Origin of the sequence: Alterotamlana spongicola (assembly GCF_035818475.1) — a bacterium.
Taxonomy (GTDB): domain Bacteria; phylum Bacteroidota; class Bacteroidia; order Flavobacteriales; family Flavobacteriaceae; genus Cognatitamlana.
The window spans coordinates 2,514,595-2,535,265 of the sequence record NZ_JAYMGV010000001.1; the positions used below are offsets into that span (position 1 = coordinate 2,514,595).

Here is a 20,671-nt window from a genome sequence, read left to right on the forward strand (position 1 = left end):
TGCAACGTTTTTTATTTCTTTTTAAAGTCAAATCCTAAATTCAATTGCAACATTATTGGCCAAATATTTCCATTTCCATTTGTGTCAAAATAGTATTGAGGTCCAACGTCAAAAAGTAAGTGAAAATTCTTCCCGTATTTTCTTTGAACTCCCCAAGTTGGTCCAATTGCGAAATCAAAGTCTGATGTTCTGTTTACATTTTCAGTGATTGAATTTCCACGAGTTATAAATCTTAAAGAGACAAAGTTTCCAGAGTTATTTTCACTCGTTCTATTTTTGTTATTCCGCTTATTCAAATTGTAAAACCATTTTTCTTGAACATCTAAAAATGGGCTGATTATGTAAATAAATCCATTACCTTTAAAAGTCAAGTCAGGATATCCGCCACCATATCCGATTCCAAGCCCAGCAGAGAATGTTGAGTAAGTCCCAGTTGGTAATTCCAATTCAACTCCGGGATTTAAAAAATTCACTCTCCAAATTTTTTCCGTTGTAATATTGTTGTTTTCTTGAGCGTAGGTTAGTGTAAATATAAGTCCAAAGAGTAAAGTCAGTAAGTTTTTTTTCATTCTTTAAGTTTTTTTGATTTTTAAATGTTGTCAAGAATTCAATCAACAATTGTACCGTTCTTTGGGAAATGTTGCACAACGGTTACGTATAAGAATAGTGCGGTTTTGTGTCCGAGGATTTTCCGCAGGAAAATCGGAGAGACCAAATACGCACTATCCTTTAGATTTAGGATTAAACTTACGCATTATTTTTAGCATCGATGAAAAAGCAGTAAGTCGAGTATCTTTAAAGTTCACCATAAACAATTTAAGATATGAACACTCAATTACTGCCTCCTCTAAATTATACATAGGAATTGACATACACAAGCGAAGTTGGAAGATACATTGTAGTACAGACCTGTTTTCGGGAAAGACCTTTAGTATGTAACCTTGTCCCGAACAATTAAAAATCTATGTAGAGAAGTATTTTACAGATTATGAAGTAAGTACTGCTTATGAGGCAGGCTGTTGTGGCTATTATGCACATCGTAGTTTTAAGAGTTACGGGTAAACTCTTTAGTAGTAAACCCTGCAGATATACATCGCAAGGAGAAAGGAAGACATACTTTAGCAAGTGACCGGGTTATTATAACTTATAGTCATACAGATGCTGGTGACAATCAAGAATCGATCACAAATAGGATGTCGAGCAAGTTATATCAAAAAAAAATGGTTTAAGTGAAAATTAAAATATTAACCTTGAGGAATTGGGCTAGTGCTTTTCATAGGATACATTGTTGTGCTTAGTTTTTTATTATCCAAAACCTTTAAAATCAAATCCATTAGCTCCATTCTTTTCAAGCAATTTTATGTTTTCTTCAGTCGAAAAATGCATAAAAGGAGTTGATATTCCTTTAATCTTAAATAAAACGGGAAATTCAATATCCTTCAATATCACATTCCTATAGTCATATTTTTCGGATTCTTGATTCGGGATTGGTTCACTCGATTCTTTATCGATACAGTCTAGATAGTTATTTATATAAACAGCTGAGAAATTATTATTAACGTTCTCTTTGTTTTTTGAATCATATACAGTTATTGGATAAGTTTTGAAGTCCGTTGTCCCCAATTCTTTTAATATTTCGATTAATCTATTATGGAGTATTGGAATCATAAAATCAGATTTTGCCCAGTCCAAAGAGTCCAAATCTTTAAACTTACATTTAGAGGTCGTAAACTCCAAATTTATAGGTAATGATAGTTCAGAGCAGTTAATTATTTCATTTTGTATTTTCCTCCAGTTATATTCTTTAGAACCATCCAGCATGAATGAGATATGTTCGTCGTAATATTTTAGTTTTCCTCTCTTAGCTCTTGCTGTAAAGACTTTCATTTAATTTATTTATTAGGTGGCGTAATTAAGCACAACGTTTCGGCTATGGTTAGTGCGGGAATTAAAAGTAGTGAACTTTCGATTAAGCACTTAGCCAAAACTTTTTATTTTGTTTTAATTTTTCATTTTTTAAAGCCAAATCAAAAAGATTTGGCGGACATCATAAAAATACACTAAACTTTGGATTAAGGACTAAAACCCGTATTAACTATAGCCATTGTTACCCACTGGCTTTTTCTAATGGATTTCATACTCCAATCCTTTAAATTCTTTAGACATTTTTTCAATGAACTGACCTATGTTACCAACTCCCCAATTCCTCACGATATAATATTCATTTCCATTGTACATCAATTCAGGTTCTTTACTAACACGATATCTACCATATTTTTCCTCTGTTGCGGTCACTTTATTTAATGTTTTCAATAAATTGTGGTTGGCTGTTCTGTCTGATTTTAGAAACTCAATTGATTCTTCATTTATTAATCCATGTCTTTCCAATATCTTGACTGTTGAATATCCGATGTCAGATTTTCTGATTTTTTCAACTTCTAAAGTTCCGTTAAACTTTATTGAACATAAACTGCGGTCTTTATTACTTGTCGATAAGTTGTTTAATGCTTGGTTTGCACTATCTCTTGTGTCTTTTTCCTGCTCTGGGTCAGAACTGATTGCGTAAAGGGTAGCTAAAATTAGTTTTTGATTTTTTTTCCAGAATTTAGTCAATAAATTTCTCTCGTCACTTCCTAATGCCATAATTAAGCCTTGTTTATAAGTTTCTTCATCCTCGTCCAATGTCGGTTGACTCAAAGATTGAAGATATTCTTTGATTATAAATTGTGTCTTGTCAGTTATATTTCTGTTGAGTGCTGGCTCAAGAATAAAATCGACTACTGATTGATAGTTGATTTGAATATATTCATCACAACTACATTCGGGAAATTCCAAGTCCATTAATTCAAGACTGGGAATTGGTGTCAAAAACACATAAAGATTGATGTCATTTTCCTCTTTTTGACTCTCATAGTAATCAAAGTATTTTGTTGTTTGGTCACTATGTTCTTTAGTTCCCACTTTGTTTTCAACGATGAGCCTTAATTTTCTTTCTTTATCAAAATACTTGATGTCAGTTTCTAGATAAATATCAAGTCTCCCAACATTCTTTATGCTCCTTTCCGTTTCTGTATAGATGTTGTCCAATTCAAAATCCGAAATGATAATTGAATCGTAAAGTTCCTTGTGTTGGCTCAATTGCTTGTCCTTACTATAGATGACTAACAGTTCTAGAAGTTTTCTAATTGCAAAATCTCCTAGTAGATGACTTTCAGAATTGTTTAAAATCCAAGCAACAAATCCGCTGTGTGCTAGTTCTTTTCTACTTGCTCCAATTATTTCGGGTAGTGATTTTGAGCGGTAGTAATTTTCTAATTTACTGACGTTTTGGTCGTTGTTGAATTTTCGGATTTCTCTCCTAAGTTCTTCAATTGTAATATTGTCAAATTCACTCATTCAGTTCGTTTGGTGTTTGCTTGTGGGTAACGGTTTGTGTAAGGATAGTTGCGTGTTTGTGTGCGAGGATTTTCCGAAGGAAAATCAGAAGCTAGCAAACAAAGCAACTAACATTGATTAAGCACAAAATAGCAATTTTTTATATACAATGTTGTAGGTAGTTTTATTTAATTAATTTGCTAATATTTTTTAAATCCGAATCTTTAACGTTAAAAGATTTGTCTTCTGTCAAATAAATTATTTCACCAGTAATGCTATGAATCACAGAAAGTATTTTATAATCATTAAATTGAGTATACATAAAATAATAGAAGTCCTCTCCATCTAGAATTTTTGAATTTAATTCAATGTTTGAAATAACTCTATATTCATAATCATATTTCTTAAAAAGCTCTTCGTGAGTGACAATTTCTTTTAAATCCCTAGTGATAAAGCTATATTGTTTTAAAATCCAATCAGGTGCAAAAAGAGTTTGGTTATTCAGGTCTTTTAATTTTAATTTATTTTTAACACCATCTCTTACTTTAAAATTTTCACCTTTCAACAATTTTTTATTTAAAGCTTGAAAATAATTTCTAATATATCCTATGTTAAAATTATATGAGTCTGGTTCTTTTGTCATATCAAAATCAGCATTTCTTTTTTTCCAAAGTAATTTTGTTGCTCCGAATGCATTAATTCTGTATTTTATGCTAGGAGTGAAATAAATTTCTGCAACACGAAACGATTTTATTTTTATTTCATCTTTTTTATCCTTTTCTACATTTTGATAATAAAACATAGCAAATTTAAAATTGAGTCCCAATTTAATTATTTGCGTTGAAGTTCTCTGTGCTGGAGTTCCAAAATTAGTGGTTTTTGTTCGTTCTATTCCATGAACTCCATCTCCTTTAACTATTCGAATAATTGAATTACCAGCTGACACATATTCATATTTGTTTTTTTCATATTCATCTTGTGAAACAAATATAATTTCATTTAAGGTCCATATTTGTTGAATATTTTTTTGTACATCTTGGTAATCAAGTTGATTTGGAACAATGAAATAAGTAGTTGAGTTTTTAACTAAATCAAATTGACTTTCTTTAAGGCTAACCATATATGTATTATGAAGAGATCTACTTTGGCCTATATTAACTTGAGAATATAATTTTATAATTGATAAAAAGCTAAAGACTATTAGTATTGTTTTTTTCATTTCTTAGTTTAATTTTCTGTTAGTTCTAATTTTTTTGAGAATTACCTACAACAATAGAATAAACACACTAGTGTGTTTATTTTTACTATATATACACCCAAATATATGCAAATACTTACAAATTTAAAGAATTTTCTATTTGGTTTGTATTTGCTAAATTAGGTGCCTGAACTACACAACCTATATTATGTAAACTGTTGTGCAATATTATTTGAAAATGAAAAAACGCTTACTTTTATTAACACTTTGTATTTCCTTCTTCTCAAAGTATGGAAATGCCCAGATAAACGAGGACAAAATGGGAGCATGGTATATGTACTTCTTTAATACCACATTTAAAGAAAGTTCATGGGGTATTCAGGGCGATATTCAATACCGTAACTGGAATCTTGCCGGAGACCTTGAGCAATTATTGTTACGGGGTGGGATAACCTATAAACCCAAGGATGCCAATATTAAACTAACACTGGGTTATGGCAATATAACTACCGGAGGCTTTGGATCTGATAATTCAACAACTTCTGAAAGTAGAATTTACCAGGAAGCTCTGTTTCCGGTTAAATTTGGAAAGCGTTTCTATACCGCTCACCGGTTTCGCTATGAGCAAAGGTTTGTTGAGAATCAGGACTTCAGAACACGTTACAGGTACAACTTGTTTTTAAATATACCGTTGAACAAAGCAGCTATGGAAAAGAATACAGTCTACCTGGCGTTGTATAATGAGCTATTCATCAATGGGGAACGACATATTGGAAACGGTAATACCGTGGAAATTTTTGACCGGAACCGTTTCTATACGGCTTTAGGGTATATGATCAGAAAAGGACTAAAAGTTCAGCTCGGTATAATGAAGCAAAGTACAGATCATTGGAGTAAACACCAGTTACAATTAAGCCTGCATCACAAAATTTAATAGCACACTATAAACCTGAATAGAATAAAATAGGGGTTATGTCAGTCTTTGCTTATTGGTTAATATGTTGCCTATTAGTAAAAACTAATCTAAAGCATGCTTTGTAACAAACCATCTCCAGCCAATAATGATCATTTGGAATTTACTGGCCTTGGCTAGGTCCAACCTCTTTTTAGAATAGCTTGGTAAAATAGCTTTATTAACTTTTGCGAGGATCTTAAATAATTGCTTTTTCATAATGTTAAAATTACAATTAACATTTTGAAATGTACATTACCCAATCCTTATTTTCTTCATTAGGAAGAAAACCCAAAGATAGCTGCCTTATATTCTTTTAATTCGCCCTTAATATTTTGAGTTGTTAAGGTGTTTGAAAGTAATAATAGGATAAAGAAAACCAAAGGTTAATGTGTGGATTTGTTGAGTGATTAACAGGGATCTTATTTTTTGTAGCTGTACTGGTTTTAACCGGTAAAGGAATGATTTTAATTTGTTTTTGATAATTGTAAAACTTATTCTAGACTAAGTCTTACAATTTTTGAAGTTAAATAAGTGAAATGATGAATAAAATCAAATCGACTAAAAATTTGGCAAGTGTAATCATATTTTTTCGGGTTTTTAAAAGTTAGTAAACAGGTTTTTATTTCAATGTTTTTTGAAGATATATATTTACTAATATGCTTGCCAAATGTTTTAATGGATATTTATGAATTTGAATACTAATGTGTAAGTAAAAAGATAAAATTGGTTTCGGAATTTATGTGACTTTCTTTGTTTAAGTTTTATTTTTAAACTTAATAGGTTTGTTTTTGTTTTAAATTAAAACAATTGTAGGGGGTTTTTAAGCGGTTTTTTTAAAGTCAAGGGGCATTTTGTTTTTAAAACCCCATTTTTTTACAATTTCATCTTTTTCATGTATCATCTAGAAATAAAAAAAGCACCCTGAAAAAGAGTGCTTATAGTTTATTATGGTTGTTGGTTTATTTCTCTTTTTTTGTTTTTATGTCTATAACGCCATTTTTTCCTTTATCACCATATTTTTTTATAGCCGCATCACCTTTTAAGACATTTATAGATTCAATAGCTTCAGGAGAAAGTTCTTTTATGCCTTGTTTTGCTTCTTCACCATCAATAATATAAAGAGGTTCTTCATCATCATCAGATACTATAGTTATTTTATCACCTTTATGTTCTTTTTTTGCCTTTCTAATGACCATTTTTTGGGGAGTAGCTTCACCTTCTTCTTCTTTTATGATTATAATATCTTCCTCTTTACCCAGACCTTCTGTTTCTACAATAACCTCAATAGTATGCTCTTCATCATCATGCGAAATAATTTCAATCTCTTCTTCTGTATGGATATCGTGATTCTCGTCATCAGAATGAATAATGACTCTTCTGGCTTTCCCCGGTTTGATGATTCTATGCTCTCTTTTTTTGTCTTTAAATTCTACTACATAATCGCTTTTATGAGAAAGATGACTACCTGAACTACCTATGGTAATATTTTTACCATGATCTTTAAAGGTTATTTTTATAGGTTTTATAGCATCGTCTGAACTAATATTGTAATTAGCATTTGAGTGTTTAGAGTTTAAAGTGATTTTTATTGCAATAATTTCATCTTTATCATTGCGTTTAATCCCTTTAAATCTGGCAGTAATGCCTTTTTCTTTAAGTGTATTGACAATCTTATTTAATTCTGATTCAGTAAAGTTTTTAGCGATTATAAAGACTTCAATATCTCCTTTGTTTTCAACTGTCCTTAAATCATTAGAAGCACTTTGTTGTTCCATGTGCTCAGAACTACCTTCATGTGAATTTAATGCAACAGACGGATCTTCATAAAAAGGATCTTCAGGGTTAATAAAAATTTCTTTAGTGGCAAAGCTCATTATAAATAGCCCGAGTAACGGAAGTATTAATAAATACTTTAGCTGGTTTCTTTTTTTTGATTTTGATTTGTGTAACATAACGATTCGTTTTTTGATTAATGAATTGTAAAAATTATTGGTTAAAGCCAATTGATGAGTTGGCATACTTGTTTTCAATAAGGTATACTGGTAGCTCTTTTTACAGCTGGTTTTGCACTGCGCATTTTGATCAGCAATAAACTCCAGGTTTTGTTTTAAATCTTTGTTATAAAGCCACATAAACGGATTAAACCAAAGGACAATGCAAGCTAATTGAGTTAATAGAATATCAATAGAATGGTGTTGGTACGCATGTACCTTTTCATGAGTTAGTATTTGTTCCAACTCACTTTTATTAAATAAATCAGGATTGTAAACTATCCAATTAAAGAATGAGAACGGAGATGAAGCACTGCTGGTCTTGATATAGGTATAACGTCCTCTTTTGGTGCCTTGATTCTTAATCAATATAGTTAATAATGAAATTAGCTGAATCAAAAACTTACCTAAAAAGAGTATAACTCCGGCAATATAGATGTAAAATGCAATATCAATTAAGCTTATTGCTCCTCCGGTAGTTTGTGTAATAGCATTTGTAGTATCTAAAGGAAGGTTGTCAAACAAAATAGGAGAACGTTCAACATAAACAGGTATAACAATAAAAGGAATTAAAAATGCTGATATTAGACCTGCCAGTAAAAAGCTCCGGTTAGAGACAAAAAAGGTATCGCGTTGTAAAAACAGTTTATAGCATAAGTAAAAAATAACGACAACAGCACTGGCTTTTAATAAATATTCCATGGTTATTTGTTTTTTTCAATTAATGCAATAATTTCCTTTAGCTCTTCAACACTAATCTTTTCTTCCCTGGCAAAAAACGAGACTACATTTTTATAAGAATCGTTAAAATAATTACTAATGGCGGTATTCATAAACCCTTTTCTGTAAGCTTCTTTAGTAACAATAGGGAAGTACTGATGTGTTTTTCCGTATGCCGTATAACTCACATAGCCTTTGTCTTCTAAGTTTCTAATGATAGTAGAAAGCGTGTTATAATGTGGTTTGTCTTTTGTGATTTCATTAAGTACATCTTTAACAAAAGCCTTTTTTAGCTTCCATAAAATATGCATAATCTCCTCTTCTTTATTTGTTAGTTTTTCCATAAAATTCAGATAATTATTTTAGCGTTACCTTTATCCTGAAACGCCTTGTCTATCGGTTGACTGGGTTCAGGAACAGGTCGGGCTATACGTTTCAATCTTTTTTTATGTTCAACTTGATTCAATATCTCATCAAGATGTTATTAATAGGGTTAAATCGTAATTCTATTTAACTATAACCTGGTAAAAAAAGGATTTTCACTACTATCCCTAACGCGATTCAAACTTATAACTATTTTTGTAGTTATACAACTAAAATAATAGTTATTTAACTATATTTTAAGTTTTCAAAAAAACTTTTCACTTTTCACTTTTCACTTTTCACTTTCATTTATCTTCGCAAAAAAATAGTTATGAGTATAGTTTGGGTCATTTTGGGATTTATGTTATTGGTAGTAGGCGGGGAGTATTTGGTACGTTCTTCTGTAGCCTTATCATTTAAGTTCAATATCTCCAAAATGGTAATAGGGATGACGGTGGTGTCATTTGCTACTTCGGCACCAGAGCTATTGGTAAGTGTTCAGGCAGCCTTATCAGGGTCTCCTGCCATTGCAATAAATAACGTAATAGGCTCTAATATTGCAAATATAGGTTTGGTACTGGGTATTACAGCAATAGTAACTAACATAGAAGTAGATAAATCTTTTTATAGGCTTAACTGGCCGGTTATGATGATGTTTTCAATAGTGCTGTACTATTTTTTAAAAAATGACTTTTTATTTTCAGCATTTGAGGGAGGTATGGTGTTTACTGCGCTTCTGGTTTTTCTGGTTTTGGTTATGAGAACAGCAAAGAAAGATGCTGTCACAGATGAGGTAGATGACACCTTGTCTATAGTTTCTAATTTTAAAATAATTTTATGGTTGCTTATTGGTGCAACGGCGCTTTATTATGGTAGTGTGTGGCTGGTAGATGGTGCAAAGTCAATAGCACGGTCTGTTGGTGTGAGTGAAGCTGTAATAGGCGTGTCTTTAATTGCTATAGGAACAAGTGTTCCCGAATTGGCAGCATCAGTTATAGCAGCTGTAAAACAGGAAAAAGCCATTTCATTGGGTAATTTAATAGGATCAAATATTTTTAATATAGCATCGGTATTGGGAATAACGGCATTAATAAAACCAATGCCGGTTACTGATGAAGATATACTTTATAATGATATATTTTGGATGATTGGGTTTGCAGCTATTTTAATTCCACTCATGTTGCTTCCAAAACGATTTCAAATAAGTAGGTGGAAAGGTTTAATGTTGGTAATAGCTTATGGTGTATTTATATTTTTATTATTTACATCAAAGTAATTAAGATAAAAATATCAAAGTGGATAAAAATAAAAGGCTATCATTTTAAAATGATAGCCTTTTATTATGAACAAAAACTTGTTGCTGTTATTATTAAATATTTGCAGATTTAACAGTTTTAATAATTCTTGCAGCAATTTTATATGGATCACCGTTAGAAGCAGGTCTTCTGTCTTCTAACCATCCTTTATAACCTTTTTCTACAGTTGCAATTGGGATACGGATTGAAGCTCCTCTATCTGAAACACCAAAAGAGAACTGGTCAATAGACTGTGTTTCGTGCTCACCCGTTAAACGTTGATCGTTAAACTCACCGTAAACAGCAATGTGTTCTTTTACTACCGGACGGAAAGCTTCACAAATAGTATCGTATATCGCTTTATCACCACAAGTTCTTAATGTTGTGTTAGAGAAGTTAGCGTGCATACCAGAACCATTCCAGTCCATGTCTTTTCCTAGTGGTTTTGGGTGGTACTCAATATAGTATCCGTATTTTTCAGTTAAACGATCTAGTAAATATCTGGAAACCCATATTTCATCACCAGCTTTCTTAGCACCTTTAGCAAATAATTGGAATTCCCACTGTCCGCATGCAACCTCCTGGTTAATACCTTCAAAGTTTAAACCGGCAGCAATACATAAATCAGCGTGTTCTTCAACTAAATCTCTACCGTGAGTGTTTTTTCCACCAACAGAACAATAGTACTTACCTTGTGGAGCTGGATAACCACCTATAGGGAATCCTAAAGGTAATTCTGTTTTTGTATCCATTATAAAATACTCCTGCTCAAAACCAAACCAGAAATCATCATCTTCATCATCAATGGTAGCTCTACCATTTGATGCGTGAGGTGTTCCATCGGCATTCATAACTTCTGTCATTACTAAATAACCATTGATTCTATCTGGATCAGGGTAAATAGCAACAGGTACTAATAAACAGTCAGAAGATCCGCCTTCAGCTTGTTTTGTTGAAGACCCGTCAAAAGACCAGTTTTCTAATTCTTCTATAGTACCTTGAAAGTTTTCATGTTCTTCTACCTTGGTCTTACTTCTCAAATTTTGAGTTGGGTAGTACCCATCTAACCAAAGGTATTCTAATTTAATTTTTGCCATAATGAATATTTTATAATTGAAATATTGATAATAATGTCACAAATATAATTTTTTATGTATTTACTTTAAATTAATAGGGGGTCTTTTAATAAACAGATAACTTATTTTTATTCATACCCTATTTTTTTTGGGTTTATTTAAAAAAAAGTTGATTTTTTTATGTAAAAACTGCAAAAATGTTAACAAGAAATTTTTAAGTTGTAGGGTTTAATTGATAAAGCTGATTATTTTTGCTTAGTAATTCATTTTCAAATTGTTTTAAAGAATGTCAACATTAAGATTTCATGCCATAAAAGAATCTCTGGCTTATAAATCAGTGATTGTAGAAGAAAAAGAACGACGCTCTGATTTATTTGGTAAAAATGTATTTAATGAAAATACAATGCGTCAGTATTTGACTAAGGATGCTTTTATAGGGGTAATGAACGCTGTTCAATATGGTAAAAAAATAGATAGAAATATAGCAGATCAGGTGGCATCTTCTATGAAAGACTGGGCGTTGTCAAAAGGAGTTACGCATTATACGCATTGGTTTCAGCCTTTAACAGGAGCAACTGCCGAAAAACACGATGCTTTTTTTGAAACTATAGGGAATGGTATCTCTATAGAAAAATTTGGAGGAACACAATTAGTACAACAAGAACCGGATGCATCCAGCTTTCCAAGCGGAGGAATAAGAAATACTTTTGAAGCCAGAGGATATACGGCCTGGGACCCAACGTCTCCGGCATTTGTTTATAGAACTACGCTGTGTATTCCAACTATTTTTGTGGCCTATACCGGAGAAGCTTTAGATTATAAAACACCGCTTTTAAGAGCACTACATGCTGTTGATGATGCGGCCACTGCAGTGTGTAAATATTTTGATAAGAATGTTAAAAAAGTAACCTCGTCCCTAGGGTGGGAGCAAGAGTATTTTTTGGTTGATAAGATATTGGCTGTAAGTCGCCCGGATATTACATTGACCGGTCGTACGCTGTTGGGGCACTCCTCGGCAAAAGGACAGCAATTGGATGATCATTATTTTGGTTCAATACCAAATAGGGCATTAAATTTTATGCGGGAATTGGAAACAGAATGTATGCTTTTGGGGATTCCGGTAAAAACAAGGCATAATGAAGTAGCTCCAAATCAATTTGAGATAGCACCAATTTTTGAAGAAGCTAATTTAGCTGTTGATCATAATTCTTTATTAATGGATATTATGGGGCGTATAGCCTCTCGTCATAATTTTAAAGTGTTGTTCCATGAAAAACCGTTTGCAGGTGTCAACGGGTCCGGAAAACATAATAATTGGTCGCTTTCTACAGATACCGGAATTAATCTTTTAGCACCGGGAAAAACCCCAATGAGTAGCCTTCAGTTCTTAACATTCTTTATCAATACCATAAAGGCGGTTCAGCAACACGAAGCACTTTTGCGTGCAGCAATAGCTTCAGCCAGTAATGATCATAGGTTAGGAGCAAATGAGGCGCCTCCAGCTATTATTTCAGTGTTTATTGGAGAGCAGCTCACCAAAGTTTTAGAAGAACTTGAAGGGGTTACAAAAGGAAAATTATCACCTCAGGAGAAGACGGAATTAAAATTAAATGTAGTTGGTAAAATTCCCGATGTGTTATTAGATAATACAGACAGAAATAGAACATCGCCATTTGCTTTTACAGGCAATAAGTTTGAATTTAGAGCTGTAGGGTCTATGGCAAATTGTGGAAATGCCATGACAGTTTTAAATACTATTGTGGCAAAACAATTAACAGATTTTAAGGAAGAGGTTGATGTGCTAATAAATAAAAAGGATTTAAAGAAGGATGAGGCTATATTTAATGTATTGAGAGAATATATAAAGTCAACCAAGTCTATCTTATTTGACGGAAATGGCTATGATGAAGCCTGGGAAGTGGAAGCAAAAAAACGAGGGTTGAGTAATAACAAGACTACTCCTGAAGCTTTAAAAGCAAGAATCTCTAAAGAAAGTATAGCGCTTTTTAAGGACATGCAAGTTATGAGTGAAATTGAAGCCAAAGCGCGTTATGAGATTGAAATTGAAGCTTATATTAAACATATTCAGATAGAGAGTAGAGTACTTGGGGACATAGCCAGAAACCATATAGTTCCAACGGCCGTAAAATATCAGAATGTGTTAATAGAAAATGTAAGAGGGTTAAAAGAGATTTTTGAAGAAAAGCATTATAATGTATCAAAGGAACAAATCAATTTAATAGAAGACATTTCTAATCATATAGAAGGTATAAATGTTAATGTTACCAAAATGATTGAAGAACGAAAAAAAGCAAATGGTTTAAGAGATATAGAAAAGAAAGCAGAAGCCTATTGTAAAAAAGTAAAAAATCTGTTTGATGATATTCGCTACCATTGTGATAAATTAGAGCTTTTGGTTGATGATGAACTTTGGCCGTTAACAAAGTACAGAGAATTGCTATTTACAAGATAGTGTTTAAAACTTATTAAATCCTGCTTTAAAAAGCGGGGTTTTTTAATTCAAAAAAGTAAATTTGCAACACAAAATAACATTATGAGTCAAGAAGTTTCAAAACGATACGCACAACGGGGAGTTTCAGCATCAAAAGAGGATGTACATAACGCTATTAAAAATATAGATAAGGGATTATTTCCAAAGGCTTTCTGTAAAATAGTGCCGGATTATTTGACCAATGATGACCAGTATTGTTTGATCATGCATGCAGATGGTGCAGGTACAAAATCATCTTTAGCTTACATGTATTGGAAGGAAACCGGAGATATTTCAGTATGGAAAGGAATAGCACAAGATGCTTTGATAATGAATATTGATGATTTATTATGTGTGGGAGCTACTGATAATATTATGCTGTCTTCAACTATAGGGAGAAATAAAAATTTAATACCGGGAGAAGTACTTTCAGCTATTATAAATGGTACAGAAGAACTGCTTGAAGATTTAAGGGCATTTGGAGTAACTATTCATTCTACAGGAGGAGAAACAGCTGATGTTGGTGATTTGGTAAGGACAATAATTGTAGATTCTACGGTAACAGCCAGAATGAAAAGAAGCGATGTTATTGATAATGCCAATATAAAAGCGGGAGATGTTATTGTAGGCTTAGAAAGTTTTGGACAAGCCACCTATGAAAAAGAGTATAATGGCGGTATGGGAAGTAATGGGTTAACTTCTGCGCGTCATGATGTGTTTAATAAATATTTAGCAGAAAAATACCCAGAAAGTTTTGATGCCTCAGTACCTGAAGATCTTGTGTATTCCGGGGGAGTGAAATTAACAGATAAAGTAGAAGGAGCTCCAATAGATGCAGGTAAGTTGGTATTATCTCCAACACGGACATATGCTCCAATAATTAAAAAAATGCTATCAAAATACAGCAGTGATACCATCCATGGTATGGTGCATTGTTCGGGAGGAGCACAAACTAAAATTCTTCATTTTGTAGATGAATTTCATATTGTAAAAGATAATATGTTTCCCATTCCTCCATTGTTTAAATTGATACAGGAGCAATCCAAAACAGACTGGAAAGAAATGTATCAGGTTTTTAATTGTGGGCATAGAATGGAGCTGTATGTAAACCCGGAAATAGCTGAGGACATTATAGCAATTTCAAAAACGTTTAATGTTAATGCCCAGGTGATTGGTAGAGTAGAAGCATCAAAATCTAAAAAACTCACAATAAAATCAGAGTTTGGAGAGTTTAGCTATTAATATTTGATGTTTTTGTTAAAATGGAATACTTTTTGATGAATGAGGTAATTTGTAAAATAAATCTTTGTAACTAACCATGAGAACCTTCGTTTTACTACTACTTTGCTTTATTTTTAATTTTTCCTATGCACAACCAGACTGGCTTTTTCTAAAAGAGAAAGAAAAAAAGTATGTAGGGCCGCAATGGACACAGGAAAATAAAGCAGCTTTAGATTTGAGTGAAGCTGTTTTTGTGAACTGGAATGCAGGGGGTAGTAATTCAATATCAGGATTAGTAGATTTAAAGTCGTTATATAATTATAAAGACAAATTTTTTGTTTGGAATAATGATGTTCATGTGCGTTATGGTATAAACAAACAGGCAGAACGGGAAACCAGAAAAACAGAAGATCTATTTGAATTAAACTCTAATATGGGGTATAGGTCTGATGATAAGTCACATTGGTACTACATGGCAAGGCTTAATTTTAGAACCCAGTTTACAAATGGGTATAAATACCCGGATAAAGACAGTCCTATTTCTAAATTTATGGCACCGGGTTATGTCTTCTTTGGGGGAGGTATGGAGTATGGCAAGGATATTAAATCGTTATCATTTTATTTCTCGCCCATAACTTTAAAAGGGACCTTTGTTTTTGATGAAGACTTAGCTAATGCAGGAGCTTTTGGTGTTAAAGCTGCCGTTTATGATGAGGATGGTAATTTACTTGTACCTGGTGAACGGTTTAGAAAAGAGTTTGGAATGCTCCTTACAAACAGTTATGAAACAGAACTTGTTGAAAATATTAATGTGAAGCATAGGGTAAGTCTTTATTCAGATTACCTTAATAAATTTGGTAATGTTGATATTGACTGGAGTGTGGATTTTACTTTTAAAGTAAATAATTTTGTTAGAGCTACTTTTGGGTCTCATATACGATATGATGATGATGTAAAAACCAAGGTTCCGTCTGAAGATGTAGATGGGGAGTTTGACGAAGCAGGAGCAAAAGTCCAGTGGAGGCAGTTCCTGGGGATTGGCGTGGCCTTTGATTTTTGATTTTTTTCTTCAAAAAATTTGTTAACTTTTTTATGTTGATAAATTTTTAAATATCTGATATTTATATGATTAACTGTTTTTGCTTGTAAACTTTATGATTTTTGTCATGTTTTAAGTTGTACATTTGTTGTTTATTGAAGCTTCGTTATTACTCAAACCAGCTTAAACATTAATTAATCAATGAATGCAGAACTAATCAAGAAACCAACCAAAACTTTTACTCAGGAAGAAGCTTTTAATGCTTCACTTAACTATTTCAAAAATGATGACCTGGCCGCTCGTGTATGGTTAAATAAATACGCCCTTAAAGATTCAGAAGGAAATATTTATGAATTAACACCAAATGATATGCATCAACGTATTGCCAAAGCCATAGCAAGTGTTGAAGCCAAATATGCTAATCCATTATCAGAAGATGATATTTTTAGCTTAATAAAAGACTTTAAATATATTGTCCCCCAGGGGAGCCCAATGGCAGGTATCGGTAATCCGTTTCAAATAGCTTCACTATCTAATTGTTTTGTTATTGGCAATAATGGAGAGTCAGATTCCTATGGAGGCATTATGAAAATTGACCAGGAGCAAGTTCAGCTTATGAAGCGCCGTGGTGGTGTTGGTCATGACCTGTCACATATTCGCCCTAAAGGTTCTGCAGTAAAGAATTCAGCATTGACTTCAACAGGTATTGTGCCCTTTATGGAGCGCTATTCTAATTCTACAAGAGAAGTGGCGCAAGACGGACGAAGAGGGGCGCTAATGTTGTCAGTATCTATTAACCATCCGGACTCTGAAGATTTTATTAATGCAAAATTAGAGCAGGGAAAAGTTACCGGAGCTAATGTTTCGGTAAGAATTGATGACGACTTTATGAAAGCCGTAAAAGAAGGAGTTGATTATAAACAGAAATATCCAATTTTTAGTACAGAGCCTAAAGTAACTAAAACTATAGATGCTAATTCGCTTTGGAAGAAAATTGTTCATAATGCATGGAAATCAGCAGAACCCGGAATCTTGTTTTGGGATACCATTATAAATGAATCATTACCGGATTGCTATGCAGATTTGGGGTATAAAACAGTGTCAACAAATCCATGTGGAGAAATTCCTTTATGTCCCTATGACTCATGTAGGTTACTGGCCATTAACTTATTTTCCTATGTTGATGACCCATTTACCAAAAAAGCTAAATTCAATTTTAAATTATTTAAAAAGCATGTTGCTGTTGCACAGCGTATCATGGATGATATTATTGATTTAGAATTAGATAAGATTGATAATATCTTAAAAAAGATTGATGAAGATCCGGAAATGGGTGAGGTAAAAGCTACTGAACGTAATTTATGGCTCAATATAAAGCGTAAAGCTAAAGAAGGAAGAAGAACAGGCGTAGGTATTACGGCAGAAGGAGATATGTTGGCGGCCTTAGGCATTCAATACGGAAGTGATAAAGGCAATGCTTTTTCTTTAAAAGTTCATAAAACTATTGCCATTGAAGCTTATAGAGCTTCAGTACATCTGGCTAAAGAACGTGGAGCTTTTGGGATTTTTGATGCAGAACGCGAAAAAGATAACCCATTTATCCAGCGCTTGAAAGAAGCAGACAGTAAATTGTATTATGAAATGCTGGAGTATGGTAGGCGTAATATTGCCTTATTAACTATTGCTCCTACGGGAACTACAAGTTTAATGACACAAACTACCTCCGGTATTGAACCTGTGTTTATGCCGGTATATAAGCGTAGAAGAAAGGTAAATCCTAATGATAAAGAAGTTCGGATAGATTTTGTTGATGAAGTGGGTGATTCATGGGAAGAATATGTAGTATTTCATCATCGTTTTAAACAATGGATGGAAGTCAATGGTATTGATGCCTCTAAAAACTTTTCGCAGGAAGAAATTGATGATTTAATAAAGCAATCACCTTATTATAAGGCGACTTCAAATGATGTAGATTGGTTGAGTAAAGTGAGTATGCAGGGCGCTATTCAAAAGTGGGTAGACCATTCCATAAGCGTAACGATAAACCTTCCAAATGATGTCTCGGAAGCGTTGGTGGGTGAGTTGTATTTAAAAGCATGGGAAGTAGGGTGTAAAGGTGTTACGGTATATAGAGATGGTTCTCGTTCGGGTGTTTTAATATCAAATGATAAGAAGAAGGAAGATAAAAAAGATGATAAATTAACAGCATTCCCTACCAAGCGTCCACAAACCTTAGAAGCAGATGTAGTGCGTTTTCAAAATAACAAAGAAAAGTGGATAGCTTTTATTGGTTTGATTGATGAGAAACCTTATGAAGTGTTTACAGGTCTTGCAGATGATGAAGATGGTATTTTAATCCCGCGTTGGGTAAATAAAGGGTTGATTATTAAAAACCGTAATGAAGATGGTACGTCGCGTTATGATTTTCAATATAAAAATACCAGAGGTTATAAAACAACAATTGAAGGGCTTTCTCATAAATTTAATCCGGAGTTTTGGAATTATGCTAAACTCATATCCAGTACATTACGTCACGGGATGCCCATAGATAAGATTGTTGATTTAATAAACAGTTTACAATTAGACAGTGAATCTATAAACACTTGGAAAAATGGTGTTGGGCGTGCGTTAAAACGTTATGTTGCAGATGGTACTAAAGCTAAAGGGCAGCAATGTGATAATTGTAAGTCGGAAAATTTAATTTATCAGGAAGGGTGTTTAACTTGTAAAGACTGTGGGTCTTCAAAGTGCGGTTAACATCAAATCTGAAGATAAAAAAAAGGAAGCCAACCGGCTTCCTTTTTTATCTCATGCTTAAATATTTGTAGGTTTCCAATTCTTTTAGGTCTTTAATTAGCTTAGAATGTCCGCCCTTTATTAGATAGAGGTCATCAGACATATCAACAATGTGTTGGTACATGTGGTCTGTAATTATAATAACCTTTTGCTTTTGTTCAACGGTAATCAGAGCTTTTATGGTTTCAATATATAATGGAGCCAAATGAGAAAAGGGCTCATCCAGTAAAATAATTTCTCTGTCGCTTTTTAAAATAATATAGGTCTCTACTAAGCGGCGCTCACCACCGGAAAGTTTTCCGAATCTAAAATTCTTAAAGGGTTTAAAATGTTCAAAGTAAATAATAAAGTCGTACCAATTGAGGTCAAACAGTTTGAAGACCATGCTTAATTTCAATGATTTTGGAATGAAATTGTATTGAGGTAAATAAGCAACCAGTTTAGTTTGGTATAGTGATTTTAAAACAGGTTTATTATTAATCCTAATTAACTTGTATTTTGGTTTTAGGCTGCCAAATATAATGTTAAGTAAGCAGCTTTTTCCACAACCGTTACTTCCAAGTATTCCTGTAACTTTTCCGGTTTCTCCTTTTAAATAGATACCGTTTAATATGCATTTTTCCTTAAAGTAAAGTTCAACGTTGTCTATCTCTATGGTCATACAAACGCTTTCATGATGAGTAGGAAAGGTAAAGAAAAAATGATATCAATAATAAACACCAATGAAAATAATTTTAAAGTTGAAATGCCTAGGTTTTTATAAAAAATAAGTTTCCGTTTACCGTGGGTTTCATTCAATATATACCAAAGAAAAATAATTAAAAGTAATTTTACAAAGAGAATGGCAATGATATGGAATTTTACAAAAGAGAAAAATGTATTTATGCATATGGACCAAACAATAAATGGCCTGTAAAAAACAAATATGGAAAATAATTGTTGCATAAGTGTTTTATATAACGCTTCAAGTTTTAAATTATTTTTGAAATTGACTTATAAGGCCTACTTACAAGCATTGAAAATTCATAAATTATCGTATTTTTGGTTCCCAATTAAAAAAGGCAGATGTTAGAGAAATTACAAATAGTTAAGCAGCGTTTTGATGAGGTTAGTGATTTGATCATTCAACCGGATATTATTTCTGATCAAAGACGTTATGTGGAGCTAAACAGGGAATACAAGGACTTACGGGTTTTAATGGATAAGCGAGAACAGTATATTGAGCTTACCAATAATCTGACTGAAGCCGAAGAGATCATTGCAGATGGTAGTGATGCTGAAATGGTGGAAATGGCCAAAATGCAATATGAGGAGGCTAAAGAAGGTATTCCTAAATTAGAAGAGGAAATAAAAGTACTATTAATACCAAAGGACCCGGAAGATGCTAAAAATGCAGTGGTAGAATTAAGAGCGGGAACAGGAGGAGATGAAGCTAGTATTTTTGCAGGAGATTTGTTTAGAATGTACACAAAATATTGTGAAGGTAGAGGTTGGCGAGTAGACACAGTTGATTTTAGTGAAGGAACCAATGGCGGATTCAAAGAGATTCAATTTGAAGTTTCTGGCGATGATGTTTATGGAACCTTGAAGTTTGAAGCGGGTGTGCATCGTGTTCAACGCGTACCGCAAACAGAAACTCAGGGTCGGGTACATACCAGTGCAGCAACGGTTATGGTATTTCCGGAAGCTGAAGAGTTTGATGTGGAAATCAATCCAAAAGATGTAAGAATAGATTTTTTCTGTTCTTCCGGCCCGGGAGGACAGTCTGTGAATACAACGTATTCAGCTGTACGGTTGACCCATATTCCAACAGGATTGGTGGCACAATGTCAAGATCAGAAATCGCAGCATAAGAATAAAGAAAAGGCCTTTAAAGTATTGCGTTCACGCTTATATGATATGGAGTTGGCTAAAAAGCAGGAGGAAGATGCTGCAAAGCGAGGTAGTATGGTGTCATCAGGAGATAGAAGTGCTAAAATTAGAACTTACAATTATCCGCAAGGACGTGTTACCGATCATAGAATAGGCTTGACACTTTATGATTTACAAAATATTGTAAACGGAGATATTCAAAAAATTATTGATGAATTGCAATTAGCCGAAAATACGGAGAAACTAAAGGCTAATAGTGATGAGATATAAAAGTTAAAA

16 protein-coding genes are annotated in these 20,671 nt (G+C 33.1%); 7 read left to right on the forward strand and 9 right to left on the reverse strand.

The features are described from left to right. Positions 1 to 11: 11 nt before the first annotated feature. The 4 genes from VOI54_RS10855 to VOI54_RS10870 all read right to left on the reverse strand — a co-directional run bounded on the left by VOI54_RS10855 (position 12) and on the right by VOI54_RS10870 (position 4,594). Complete coding sequence (locus VOI54_RS10855; protein ID WP_326282810.1) at positions 12 to 569, reverse strand: hypothetical protein; 558 nt, start codon at positions 567 to 569, stop codon at positions 12 to 14. A 736-nt stretch (positions 570 to 1,305) separates the two neighbouring features. After that, positions 1,306 to 1,887, reverse strand: coding sequence for a hypothetical protein (locus VOI54_RS10860; protein WP_326282811.1), 582 nt, complete (start codon positions 1,885 to 1,887; stop codon positions 1,306 to 1,308). A 237-nt stretch (positions 1,888 to 2,124) separates the two neighbouring features. Continuing rightward, the gene (locus VOI54_RS10865) at positions 2,125 to 3,396 is read right to left on the reverse strand and encodes a PDDEXK-like family protein (protein WP_326282812.1); all 1,272 of its coding nucleotides are present in this window, start codon (positions 3,394 to 3,396) and stop codon (positions 2,125 to 2,127) included. Between the two features lie 163 nt (positions 3,397 to 3,559). Beyond that, the gene (locus VOI54_RS10870) at positions 3,560 to 4,594 is read right to left on the reverse strand and encodes a hypothetical protein (protein WP_326282813.1); all 1,035 of its coding nucleotides are present in this window, start codon (positions 4,592 to 4,594) and stop codon (positions 3,560 to 3,562) included. A gap of 217 nt (positions 4,595 to 4,811) precedes the next feature. Here VOI54_RS10870 and VOI54_RS10875 point away from each other — a divergent pair, with 217 nt between their 5' ends. Continuing rightward, positions 4,812 to 5,507: a DUF2490 domain-containing protein gene (locus tag VOI54_RS10875; protein WP_326282814.1), complete on the forward strand. Its 696-nt coding sequence runs from the start codon at positions 4,812 to 4,814 to the stop codon at positions 5,505 to 5,507. An 84-nt stretch (positions 5,508 to 5,591) separates the two neighbouring features. Here the strand turns inward: VOI54_RS10875 and VOI54_RS10880 are convergent, their stop codons facing one another. The 3 genes from VOI54_RS10880 to VOI54_RS10890 form a co-directional block, all read right to left on the reverse strand. Further along, on the reverse strand, positions 5,592 to 5,744 hold the full coding sequence (locus VOI54_RS10880) for an SsrA-binding protein (RefSeq protein WP_326282815.1): 153 nt from the start codon (positions 5,742 to 5,744) through the stop codon (positions 5,592 to 5,594). A gap of 743 nt (positions 5,745 to 6,487) precedes the next feature. Then, positions 6,488 to 8,221, reverse strand: coding sequence for a M56 family metallopeptidase (locus tag VOI54_RS10885; RefSeq protein ID WP_326282816.1), 1,734 nt, complete (start codon positions 8,219 to 8,221; stop codon positions 6,488 to 6,490). Between the two features lie 2 nt (positions 8,222 to 8,223). Further along, a complete protein-coding gene (locus VOI54_RS10890) occupies positions 8,224 to 8,583 on the reverse strand; it encodes a BlaI/MecI/CopY family transcriptional regulator (RefSeq protein ID WP_326282817.1) in 360 nt (119 codons plus the stop codon). Positions 8,584 to 8,933: 350 nt separating this feature from the next. On the opposite strand from VOI54_RS10890, the gene VOI54_RS10895 reads away from it, so the two are divergent. After that, positions 8,934 to 9,878: a calcium/sodium antiporter gene (locus VOI54_RS10895; protein ID WP_326282818.1), complete on the forward strand. Its 945-nt coding sequence runs from the start codon at positions 8,934 to 8,936 to the stop codon at positions 9,876 to 9,878. Positions 9,879 to 9,971: 93 nt separating this feature from the next. On the opposite strand, the gene VOI54_RS10900 is transcribed toward VOI54_RS10895, so the two are convergent. Beyond that, positions 9,972 to 10,994, reverse strand: a complete 1,023-nt coding sequence (locus tag VOI54_RS10900; RefSeq protein WP_326282819.1) for a glutamine synthetase beta-grasp domain-containing protein — start codon at positions 10,992 to 10,994, stop codon at positions 9,972 to 9,974. Between the two features lie 265 nt (positions 10,995 to 11,259). On the opposite strand from VOI54_RS10900, the gene VOI54_RS10905 reads away from it, so the two are divergent. The 4 genes from VOI54_RS10905 (at position 11,260) to VOI54_RS10920 (ending at position 18,481) form a co-directional block, all read left to right on the forward strand. Then, positions 11,260 to 13,446, forward strand: a complete 2,187-nt coding sequence (locus tag VOI54_RS10905; RefSeq protein ID WP_326282820.1) for a glutamine synthetase III family protein — start codon at positions 11,260 to 11,262, stop codon at positions 13,444 to 13,446. 81 nt (positions 13,447 to 13,527) lie between these two features. Then, on the forward strand, positions 13,528 to 14,706 hold the full coding sequence (locus VOI54_RS10910; RefSeq protein WP_326282821.1) for an AIR synthase related protein: 1,179 nt from the start codon (positions 13,528 to 13,530) through the stop codon (positions 14,704 to 14,706). 76 nt (positions 14,707 to 14,782) lie between these two features. After that, positions 14,783 to 15,745: a DUF3078 domain-containing protein gene (locus VOI54_RS10915; RefSeq protein ID WP_326282822.1), complete on the forward strand. Its 963-nt coding sequence runs from the start codon at positions 14,783 to 14,785 to the stop codon at positions 15,743 to 15,745. Between the two features lie 180 nt (positions 15,746 to 15,925). Beyond that, the gene (locus VOI54_RS10920; protein ID WP_326282823.1) at positions 15,926 to 18,481 is read left to right on the forward strand and encodes an adenosylcobalamin-dependent ribonucleoside-diphosphate reductase; all 2,556 of its coding nucleotides are present in this window, start codon (positions 15,926 to 15,928) and stop codon (positions 18,479 to 18,481) included. A gap of 46 nt (positions 18,482 to 18,527) precedes the next feature. Here VOI54_RS10920 and VOI54_RS10925 read toward each other — a convergent pair whose 3' ends face one another. Then, complete coding sequence (locus VOI54_RS10925; protein ID WP_326282824.1) at positions 18,528 to 19,181, reverse strand: ATP-binding cassette domain-containing protein; 654 nt, start codon at positions 19,179 to 19,181, stop codon at positions 18,528 to 18,530. Positions 19,182 to 19,585: 404 nt separating this feature from the next. On the opposite strand from VOI54_RS10925, the gene prfA reads away from it, so the two are divergent. Continuing rightward, entirely contained in the window at positions 19,586 to 20,662 is a 1,077-nt protein-coding gene (prfA, locus tag VOI54_RS10930) for a peptide chain release factor 1 (protein ID WP_326282825.1), read from the forward strand. Positions 20,663 to 20,671: the final 9 nt, after the last annotated feature.